This is a genomic window from Citrobacter sp. wls757 (assembly GCF_005280935.1).
GTDB classification, from domain to species: domain Bacteria; phylum Pseudomonadota; class Gammaproteobacteria; order Enterobacterales; family Enterobacteriaceae; genus Citrobacter; species Citrobacter portucalensis.
On record NZ_SZWU01000089.1, the window covers coordinates 22,736 to 33,647 of the forward strand.

Here is a 10,912-nt window from a genome sequence, read left to right on the forward strand (position 1 = left end):
GCACAGGCGCAGCCATGCCTGCGGCGAGCGCTGGAATTTCTTATTAACCAACCATTTTGTCTCGGTGCCGATCAGGCAATACGAGTACTGCCGGGTAAATTCTATGAGCTTTGCAGGTAAAAATCTCACTCAGGGTGGGCAGATGACTGCCTATCGCTGGCGCATGTTCTTTCAGGTCAACAACTGGATTGGATTCTGGATATTCATCCTGTTTGCGGTGCTGGTTGCCATCATCTTTTTCTTGCGTATACCACAGGAAGTCCTGGATAACGGCTCACTGTGGTGGTTTGCCAGCATTAACAGCAGCTTCATCGACCTGATGCCGCCGGGCACGCCAAAACTCTATGACATCCATTACTGGTATGCCGCCACTCAGACGCAGATGGTCCTGAAAATGACCCTGCCACAGATACACACAGACCCTTACATGATGGCTATGGGAGAGCAGTTTTTTAATGAACTGCAGTGGGCCGTGCTGGTCAGTGGGGTATTCAGCATATGTGTATTTGTCGGCATCGCCTGGTACATAGCCGACATTGGCCGCAAAGAGAGTGAAGACCAGTATATATCTGGTATGCAGCTGACGGAAAACCCGGCCGAGGTGAACCGGCTGCTGCGTAAGAACCGGGAACTGTCCGACTTACGTGTGGGTGAACTGCACATGGTCAGGATGGCCGAAGTAATGAATTTCCTGATCCACGGCACGATTGGTGTAGGTAAGTCGACACTTATCCGCTGGCTGCTGGAGTTTATACGCAAACGTGGTGATCGGGCCATTATCTATGATTCTGGCTGCACATTTACCGAAACTCACTATAACCCCCGCAAGGATTTCATTCTTAACGCTCATGATGAACGTTGCGCCAATTGGGATATGTGGGGCGAGTGTGTTGATGCTGTGGATTATGACAACCTTGCAGCAAGCCTTATTCCCGTTGAGGGAGAATCCGATCCCTTCTGGGTATCCAGTTCCCGGACTATTTATGCCGACCTCGCTATAAGGATGTCTGCGGATCCAGAACGCAGCATTGAGAAATTTCTCAAGACATTGTTATCCCTCAGCATGAAAAGCCTGCGTGAATATCTGGCCAACACTCCATCGGCCAACCTGGTTGAAGAAAAAATTGAAAAGACTGCCATATCGATCCGCTCAGTGGTCACCAACTATGCCAAATCGCTGCGTTACCTGCAGGGACTGGATGACGGTACCAAACCGCCTTTTACCATCCGGGAATGGATGATACAGCCCCGGTATGACAACAGCTGGCTCTTTATATCCACACAGGCTCGACACCGAAAAAGTGTCCGGCCTCTGATATCTCTCTGGTTATCACTGGCCACCTTGTCTTTACAGAGTATGGGGGAGAACAGCGACCGCCGGGTGTGGTTTATCTGTGACGAAATTCCCAGCCTTCAGCGTATTCCGGAGTTGGCAGAAACGATGGCTGAAGCGCGCAAATTCGGCGGCTGTTTTGTCCTGGGAATGCAGAACATGGCGCAAATGATCCACGTCTATGGCCGTGAGCTGGCCAAAAGCATATTCGACCTGATGAACACCCGCATGTATGGCCGTTCACCAAGCGCGGAGATGGCCAAAGTAGTGGAAGACGAGTTGGGGCATCAGCGCAAACGAAAAATTCGTGAGCAGAACAGCTACGGTCTGGATCAAGTCCGTGATGGTGTGTCGCTGGGTAAGGATGAGGTTAACGACCCGATTGTCGATTACGACCAGATTATGCGTCTGCCTAACCTGAGTTTCTACGTTCGTATGCCGGGCGAATATCCGGTTGTCCGTCTGAAACTCAAATACCGTAAACAGAAGAAACACCATCCCGGACTGATTGAAAGGAACATTCGCGATGCACTGAGTCCCGAACTGGAAAGGGTGATTCAAAAAAATGAGCGGGCAACCTCAGTCGCCGGTTTGTCCTTCCCTACCGGTGATGAAATATTGGAAATGGCGAGTGGTAATGCATCTGCTTCTACAGGCGATACAGTCATTACTTCCCATCCTGCAAACGTTGTGACAACAGAAAAAGAAACTCTACCGGCAGACGTTGCTCCTGTATCTGCCCGGACCACAAAACCAGTGCCGCAGCCGGAACGCATTGTTTCTCCACCAGTGGGACCCGATAAAAAATCCCGTGACGGGCAGATTTCCTCCGGCGTGGAGACAAATAATGTGTTTCCTCTGTCTTTCACCCGGAAAACACCACAGGAAACACCGGTACCTTCCGTTTCAGCAAATGACGCCCCCGGCTCTGTAGAGCCTGCCATTCCTGTCGTGCCTGATTCTGTTGTTCAGGACAGTACTCTGCCAGCGGCATTGCGTAGTCTCCGTCACCGTACGTCTGGTACAGAAAAGCCAGTCACCTCAGCCCTGGATATGTTGCAAAAAGCTCGCCAGAGACCAACAGCATCTGGCAACGATCCGCAAGGTGAAGAAGACGCTGCAGGGGAAACGATGAACCTGGAGGCTCGTATCACCCCGAATAGTGAGGGGGGAGTGACGGTCACGACATCAGGAAAAAAAGCCCAGGCAGACGTCAGTCAGGAATCACATCAGGCGAATAAACACCTCGCTCATGACGAAGAAAACATTTTACTGCACCGCCATCCTGACGACTTGGGTTACGGCGAAAACGATCAACATTATGACGACAGAGAACCTGAATTATGATGTCAGTCGCCCCTATTGGCTCGGCAGCCGACGCTGCCGGCTATTACAGTCATTCCGACAACTATTATTTCCTCGGTAACCTGCAGAGTCTCTGGATGGGGGAAGGCGCTGACGCGCTGGGCCTCGATGGTCAGGTCAGGGGAGATGACCTGACCGCTGTACTGGAAGGCCGCTTACCCGATGGTTCCCGCCTGGGTAAAGAAATTAATGGTAATCATGTTCACAGACCCGGGCATGACCTGACCTTTTCCGCACCCAAAAGTGTCTCAATACTGGCCCTTATTGGAGGGGATAAGGAGATGCTGGAAGCCCATAACCATGCTGTTCGTATTGCGGCGGGTTATGTTGAGAAACTGATTTCTGCCCGTGATACGAAAGATGGTGTCACCTCCATCGTTCACACCGGCAAAATGGTAGCCGCAGCATTCACTCATGATACCTCGAGAAATCTTGACCCTCAGCTGCACACACACCTTCTTGTCGCCAACATGACAGAACAGGATGGAAAGTGGAAAGCACTGGCCACCGACTATATCCATAATGCCGGTTTTATTGAGACGGTTATGAAAATGCAGGTGACGCTCGGGAAAATTTACCGGAGTGCTTTGCGAAGTCGTGTGGAGGCGTTGGGCCATGAGGTAGAGGAAGTCGGTAAACATGGCATGTGGGAAATAAAAGGCGTCCCGGAAGAAGTCCGGGAGGAGTTTTCCTCACGCGGACGGGAAATTCAGGGGGCAATCGGCGCAGAGGCCACGTTGCGCAGCCGAGATGTGGCTGCAAAAGATACCCGTCGTGCCAAAGTTGATCCCTCGAGGCTGCGTCTTATGGAGCGCTGGCAGGAGCAGATGAAAGAGAAGGGATTTGATCTCAGGGCCTATCAGGAAAGCGTTCAATCACACGAACACCCTGTCCAGGAAAAGGTATCGGAAGCAGAGAACTCGCTCAGCAACACAGCTGTAAAGCCGGGTTTTCCCACATCAAAAACGCCGGAACGGGTACCCGATAAAGAGGGGGAGAAAACGGCTTCACAACCGCGTGACAGCAGGGCGTATCGCACTTTGGACAGCCGCCTCGGTGAGTCACTCCCTGCCCCGGAAGTGACAGATGCTGTCCGTCAGGCTATCTCACAACTGAGTGACAGCAAAACACGTTTCACCTTTGGTGAGCTGATGCTGACAACGGCCGAGCTGAGTGAAAAACTACCTGAAATTAAAGACATTCGCGCCGCCATTGATGCGTCACTAAAAGACGGCATGATTGTGCCCCTGGACAGCGAGAAAGGGGTATTCACGTCAAGGATCCACTTGCTGGATGAATTGTCTATTCAGGCTCTGAGCCAGGAGCATATTAAATCGACAAGCGTGGTCAGTTTTTCCCGACCGGAGCTGTATGCGCCCCCGGCACTGGCCGTTGTGGAACAGGACTCTCTGGTACTGATGAATGCGCCGTCAGGTGTCGCGGGCATCCGTGACCTTGCCACTCAGCTTACCGGTATCTCTACATCACTTGGTCGGGATGTTCAGGTCCTGGCCAGTTCCGCTGAACGTGCCATATCACTGGAGAAATCAGACGTACTGCGTGACCGTATTATCAGTCGCCAGCATATCCTGAGCGGCGATTTTCACCTCAAATCCCAGAGCACGCTGATTGTTGAAGGAGCTGAACGTCTGGGACTTAAGGAAACGCTGGTTCTTCTGGGTGAAGCCCGCGCTCAGGATGCTCAACTGGTCTTCCTTGACAGCGCCGGTCGTCAGGCAAACGGTAATGCCATGTCGGTACTGGAGTCCGCTGGAATAAGCCGCTCCCGTCGGACAGAACCTGCTCCCGGGCTGGAAGCAACGGTGGTCAGTATTCCGGACAAACGTGATCGATATGAATCGCTGGCTACCCGTTTTGCCGATCTGAATGGAGGAAACGAAAACGTCACCGCCGTAGTGGTCGGAAAGCGTGAACAGACACACCTGACGGGGTTAATCCGTAATGCGCTGCAAAATGCCGGGCAACTGGCCCGTGATGGTGTGGACATCGAAGCCAGACAACCCGTCTGGCTCGATAAGCGAACTCGCCGGATGCCTGGTTCTTATCGCCCTGGCATGGTACTTGAGGATCGTAGTGATTCCAGAAACCGTCAGTCTTACGTGATTGATCGGGTGCATGAGGATACCCGAGTACTTTCACTCATTGACGGGGATGGGGTGCTTACCCGGATGAAATTAAGTGATGTCACAGCAGACTGGCGTCTTTTTAACCGTGAAACACTGAATGTTTCTTCCGGAGAAAGACTTCTGGCTGTAGCCGGAGATCGTGAGCACCACCTGAAAGCTAAAGACCGCCTCGAAGTAACAGGGATCAGCGAGAAGGGAATTGAGGTCAGGCGTGGTGAGGATGTGCTGACGCTACCTAAAAATCAGCCATTGTATGTGACGCATGCTTATGTGAGCGCCCCTGGAGGAAGGGATAACGATACCGGTGTGGTGCTGGCCGCACTGAACAGCCGGGATATATCAACTCAGACCATGAATTCACTCGCGCAAAGTGGCCATCGCGCGGAGATTTTCACTGCAGAGGTGCAGGACAGGGCAGAGGCACGACTGCAAAGGATGAAAACGAATGTGTCGCCCGTGCAGTTGGTTCGCACACTCAGTGGGCAGGATAATGTCAGTAGCGCGGTTGAAACCCTGCAAGACAGCGTACGTACTGAGGCTGGGCTTGCTGTCTGGCGCGCGGTCAACGACCAGAGAACGGTGGCGTTCAGCCCGCTGGATCTGGCTAAAGATGCTGTGAAATATCATCCTGACCTGGATGCAATCGGGCTTGAAATTGGCTCAATGCTTAAAACCGGTGAGCTGTTGCAGGTTTCACTCAGCGGAGAACCCAGGCTGGTAGCCCGTTCAACCTGGGAGATGGAAAAGGCAATCCTGCGTGTCGTGGAACAGGGGAAAAACACGCAGTTACCGTTACTCGACCATGTCCCTGAAAGAGTCATGAACGGACTAACTGACGGTCAGAGAAAATCCACCACACTGGTGCTTGGCAGTACTGATCAGTTTATAGGGATTCAGGGGTATGCCGGTGTAGGGAAAACAACACAAATTAAGGCAGTTATTGCTGCACTGGATACTCTGTCAGCAGGCGTACGTCCGGTACTGACAGGGCTGGCACCGACACACCAGGCAGTGAAGGAGATGAGTGATGTAGGTGTCCAGGCACAGACAATTAAATCATTTATTGTGGAGCATGAGCAGGCTACAGCAGGTGGTGAGAAACCTGATTATAAAGGGCAGGTGTTTCTTGTTGATGAATCCTCAATGGCAGGAAACCAGGATACTGCTGCGCTGTTTCAGGCGATTGCGGCAGGGGGCGGCCGCGCTGTTTCTATGGGGGACATCGACCAGTTCGAATCTGTCGATGTTGGTGCACCCTTTAAGCTGATGCAGGAACGCAGCCCGATGGACGTGGCCATCATGAAGCAGATAGTTCGTCAGAAAGACGTCCAGCTGCGAGGGGCGGTTCATGACATTATCGATAATCGTATTGATGCAGCCCTGAAACGAATTGAGGCCCAGCCCGATGACCGCGTGTCGCGTAATGTCGATGCGATAGTGCCTGCCAGCGCCTTTCTGGAAACGGAATCGCCGGTGGATGATATTGTGGAAGACTGGACGGGCCGGACACAGGATGCACGTGCCCGCACTCTTATCATTACTCAGCTTAACGCGGACCGTCGGGCGGTAAACGCAGGCATTCATGCCTCGCTGGCTGAGCGTGGAGAGCTGGGTGAGAACGCGGTCAGGGTGCCTGTGCTTGAAAAAATCACGCATACACGTCATGAGTTCAACCAGACTCAGGCCTGGCAGGCGGGAATGGTGGTTAAACGCGGTGATCGTTATCAGGATGTACTGGCCGTTGACCGTAATGGCAGAACCGTAACAGTGCGTGATGAAGAAGGCAGAATTGGCCTGTATTCACCCCGGGAGCTTATTACCGGTGACGTGCAGCTGTTTCACCGACGGGAGATAGAAGTCAGAGCTGGTGATTTACTGAAATTTACGGCAACCGATCGTGATTTGGGCCAGACAGCGAATAAGCGATATACCGTCGAGTCCGTCAGTGAAACAGGTGATATCCGGCTTAAGGGCGAGGCAGGACGCATAACCATTAACCCGAAAGATGTTCGCGCACAGCAGCACATAGACTACGGCTGGGCTGTAACCGGGTATGGCGCACAAGGTACCAGCACCGATTACGTGATCTCTCTGGAAGGCACAGAAGAAGGGCGTAAGGCCCTGGCCACCCGCCGGGCCTTTTACATATCCGCTTCGCGTGTGAAAGAGCACGTCCAGATTTATACCGACGGTAAGCAGGACTGGATCAAAGCAGTCAAATCCCCGGAACGTGACATCAAAACCGCCCACGATGCGCTTGCACCTGAAACGCAGCGAAAACAGGCAAAAGCCATCTGGTCAATGGGACAGCCAGTCAGTAAGACTGCAATTGGTCGGGCATGGATGCGACACCAGAATATGTATGAGTCATCCCTTACCGCAAGAATTATCCCTGCAACCCGACGTTTTCCGGAGCCAGCTCTCGCTCTGCCTGTCTATGACAACAATGGCAAAAGCTCTGGGCTGGCACTGGTTTCTCTGGTAGCCAGTCCTGAAGGGAAACTGACACAGGGCGAGATCCGCATGGTGATGAGTGAACGCGGTCGCGGAGCTCTGCTGCAAAGGAGCAAGTCCGGGAATACGGTCGTTGTAAGCGAACTGTCGTTGGCGCTCGATGCGGCCCGCAACCGTCCGGAGGATGGTGTGGTCTGGCAGGTTGGACCGGAGTCACCTTCAGCACAATTGATTAAAGTGAGTGGCGGTGAACGACGGGAGTTCGAAGAAATCAGTGTTCAACGTGTCAGCCGTCAATCTGCTGAGTTCATTCTGCCTGAAACCGAACAAAACGCCGATAAAAATGCCCCGGTCGATTTCAGCCTTATTCGTGAGCAGGATGAAGCCCGTAAGCGCACAGAAGAGTCTCTGGCTGTCAATGCCGGTAAAACATCAGGGGAAGCTGCAGAGCCGTTGTCGGTGAAAATGATTCACCAGCCTGCCGAAGAACTGAACATCAAACCGGAGATTTATGATGCTGACGGACAGAAAGATATTTCTGAACCCGATAAAAACACTCTCAGAAGAATAGCTTCAACAGAGGACAGGCAGGATCTTGAAGCGGCAAGATTACTACGGGCCGGGCAGGAAATTGATACCGGACGAGGTACTGAAATTTCCGGCGTATCCCGTCAGGTGACTGAACTGGCTCGTAATGAACGGGATATCGCACGGCAAACAAACAATCCTGAGCAGGGCCGTATGCCGGAGCGTGAAGAACAGTCACTCACCCGAAACATTCAGAAAGAACGCTAATCCCCAATCCGCCATTGAAAGTGAGAAACCATTTATGAAGAGAACGATCTTATCTCTGCTAATCGTTGCCACATCCAGTTTTGTAAGTTTTACGTCGCCGGCTGCAGCCCCACAATCCCCATTCACGCCGGAGCAGGAAAGGAGAATCGGTGAGATTGCTGCAGACTACCTGGTGGCACATCCTGACGTTCTGATAACCGTCAGTAAAAAAATTCAGGAACAACAGCGACAAAGGGTGGAACTGAATTATGCCGTTCGGGTGATGGACAATCAAAAACTGCTGCTGAATGACGCTGATACGCCAGCTACAGGACCTGCGCGTGCAAAAGTGGCGGTTATAACATTTTTTGATTACCAGTGCGTGTTCTGCAGCAGGCTGGCTCCAGGTCTGGAAAAAATCATGCTCGCGCGTCCGGATGTTCTCTATGTCTTTAAAGAATTACCAATCTTTGGTGATCGTTGGGAAAATTCCCGGAAAGCAGCTGAACGTGGCTTATCAGTCTGGAAGCAAAAGGGGGCTGATGCGTATATGACTTACCATAATGCCATTTACAGAACAGGCCATGATGAAGGAAACCTAAGCGCAGAAGATATTTCAGAAGCTTCCCGTCAGGCGGGCTGGAAGGCTGCCCCCGGGACAGAGGATTTCACCCCAGCGCTTTCCCGAAACAATGAACTGGCCGCAAAGTTGGGACTCACAGGCACCCCAGGCATTATTGTTATGCCCGTCAGCGACGCGACACCTCAAAAAATCACTGTGTTCCCGGGCTTTATTCCCGCAGAAAAAATGCTGTCCGCCATCGATAAGGCATCCAGGTAACATACGCCCCGACCTGACGACAGTTTCCCGCCAGAAAACGTTGTCAGACAGTACCGGTTCGTTCCTGCCTTTAAAAGATCCCGCAACTTTGCGTACCCTATGCCTGATGTTGTGAGAAACGTATCCAGACATACCTCATGAAGTAGCTTATTTCTAGTTCAACTGAACGCGATCCAGTTGCTTTTCGTCACGATCCTCGATCTTTTCGTATGGAAAATTTACGAGTGAAAAGGTAAACTTCCTGGACGTACAGAAGCCTTGTGGTGGGGTATTCTGTTGAATAATTTTAGTTTTACACCCAATCCAAATTCTGTTGGCTGCTTTGTGGTGAGGCAGATGGGCGCAAAACTTTGTTTCGGAAGAAATGCGGACTTCCGGAAGCAGGAACGTGGATGGGAGCGTATCCATAAAACGCTCAGGAGCAGGTGACGGAGAATATCCGGAGCCTGAATGCACAAACCCCCCGAAATCTGTCGAATCTTGGCGGAATCAGTCAGAGATCAGGGGGTCCAAAAGCAGGCGCGTTGCCTGTGAAGGATTATAACGCATGCACCATATAAAACAACACCCGACCGCCATAAGAAAAGGTCGGTGTGACTGAAAAAAAACCTACCTTTTACAGACAGGTCAAAAATCCTAATCCGGAATTCACTCCGCGAGAGGGTAAAAAGACACTGCCGTTCTGCCGTAAGCTGATGGCGAAAGCCGAGGGCTTTACATCCCGTTTTGATTTTTCTATCCATGTGGCGTTCATGCGATCGCTGGGTAAACGGCATCGTATGCCGCCGGTACTGCGTCGCCGTGCCATCGATGCGCTGCTGCAGGGATTGTGCTTCCACTATGACCCGTTGGCCAATCGTGTACAGCGCTCCATTACCAATATGGCCATCGAGTGCGGTCTGGCCACAGAATCAAAAAGCAGCAATCTGTCCATCACGCGCGCCACGCGGGCACTGAAGTTTATGTCGGAGCTGGGGCTTATAACGTACCAGACAGAATATGACCCGCAGATTGGCTGTAATATTCCGACTGACATCTCCTTTACGCCGGCGCTGTTTTCCGCACTCGATGTTTCTGACGTGGCTGTACTGGCCGCGCGCCGCAGCCGCGTTGAGTGGGAAAACAAGCTGCGTAAAAAGCAGAGCCTGGAACCGCTGCAGATGGATGAACTGATAGCGAAGGCCTGGCGCTTTGTACGCGAGCGGTTCCGTAGCTATCAGTCGGAACGTAAACTGCACGGACTGAAGCGCGCCCGTGCGCGACGTGATGTCGACAGAACCCGCAAGGACATTGAAACTTTGGTGAAGCAGCAACTGACGCGAGAACTCGCCAGTGGTCGCTTTACCGGAGGCGGCGATGCGATAAAACGGGAACTTGAGCGGCGTGTCACAGAGCGCATGCTGATGTCGCGTGGCAACAATTACACGCGGCTGGCCACCGTCCCCATATAGCTCTTCCTGACCGAAAAATCCGGCTGACGCCGGAGGATTTCTCACGTCTGTACCTCTCTCCTGCCTGTTAATCTACCTAATCCGCGCTGTTTTAACTTCAAAAATGCACTGAAATTCACCTGCAGTGGCCCGGGTTTCATCCGTCGACCCTGTTTGCGGTCGTCAGATTTAGTTATCAACATATAACTGCAAGGGAAATTTCCATTGGGCTACAACCGTTATGCATACAGAGCGCCAGCCGCTGTAATTTCAATGTGCGTGGTTTCCTTTAAAAACCTGCTCTGTACTTCTTTTAAATACATAATTTCTAACTCTTATAAATACATAACCTGTTCATCGCCTGCCCTGTGGACAGGCTCGGAGAATGACCGACCTTGCAGCGGACTCACGTCCGCGCCGGTTCGGAAAAACCAGAGGTAGCTCCCGCCTCTTCGTGGCGGGCAAAAACCAGAAATAATAGTTACAACATCCAAAATATTTAGCCAAAAATCAGTGCCCACCCGACCATCCAGCCCCTCCCCACCACTGAAAAGCGCCGCCGCCCCGG

5 protein-coding genes are annotated in these 10,912 nt (G+C 52.1%); 4 read left to right on the forward strand and 1 reads right to left on the reverse strand.

Features of this window, described 5'->3' with window-relative positions:
• Positions 1 to 103: 103 nt before the first annotated feature.
• From traD to repA, 4 genes are all read left to right on the forward strand, one after another.
• Positions 104 to 2,680: a type IV conjugative transfer system coupling protein TraD gene (gene traD / locus FDW94_RS23440; protein WP_137378348.1), complete on the forward strand. Its 2,577-nt coding sequence runs from the start codon at positions 104 to 106 to the stop codon at positions 2,678 to 2,680.
• Positions 2,677 to 8,094: a conjugative transfer relaxase/helicase TraI gene (gene traI, locus FDW94_RS23445; protein WP_137378349.1), complete on the forward strand. Its 5,418-nt coding sequence runs from the start codon at positions 2,677 to 2,679 to the stop codon at positions 8,092 to 8,094. Before traD ends, traI begins: the two co-directional genes overlap by 4 nt.
• Positions 8,095 to 8,128: 34 nt before the next feature.
• Positions 8,129 to 8,914 (forward strand): thioredoxin domain-containing protein, encoded by a 786-nt coding sequence (locus tag FDW94_RS23450; protein ID WP_137378350.1) that lies wholly within the window; start codon positions 8,129 to 8,131, stop codon positions 8,912 to 8,914.
• A gap of 593 nt (positions 8,915 to 9,507) precedes the next feature.
• Positions 9,508 to 10,365, forward strand: coding sequence for an incFII family plasmid replication initiator RepA (gene repA, locus FDW94_RS23460; protein ID WP_137378352.1), 858 nt, complete (start codon positions 9,508 to 9,510; stop codon positions 10,363 to 10,365).
• Positions 10,366 to 10,679: 314 nt separating this feature from the next.
• Here the strand turns inward: repA and FDW94_RS23655 are convergent.
• Positions 10,680 to 10,912, reverse strand: a 233-nt coding sequence (locus tag FDW94_RS23655) for a hypothetical protein (RefSeq protein ID WP_212734179.1), incomplete at its 5' end; no start/stop codon positions are given.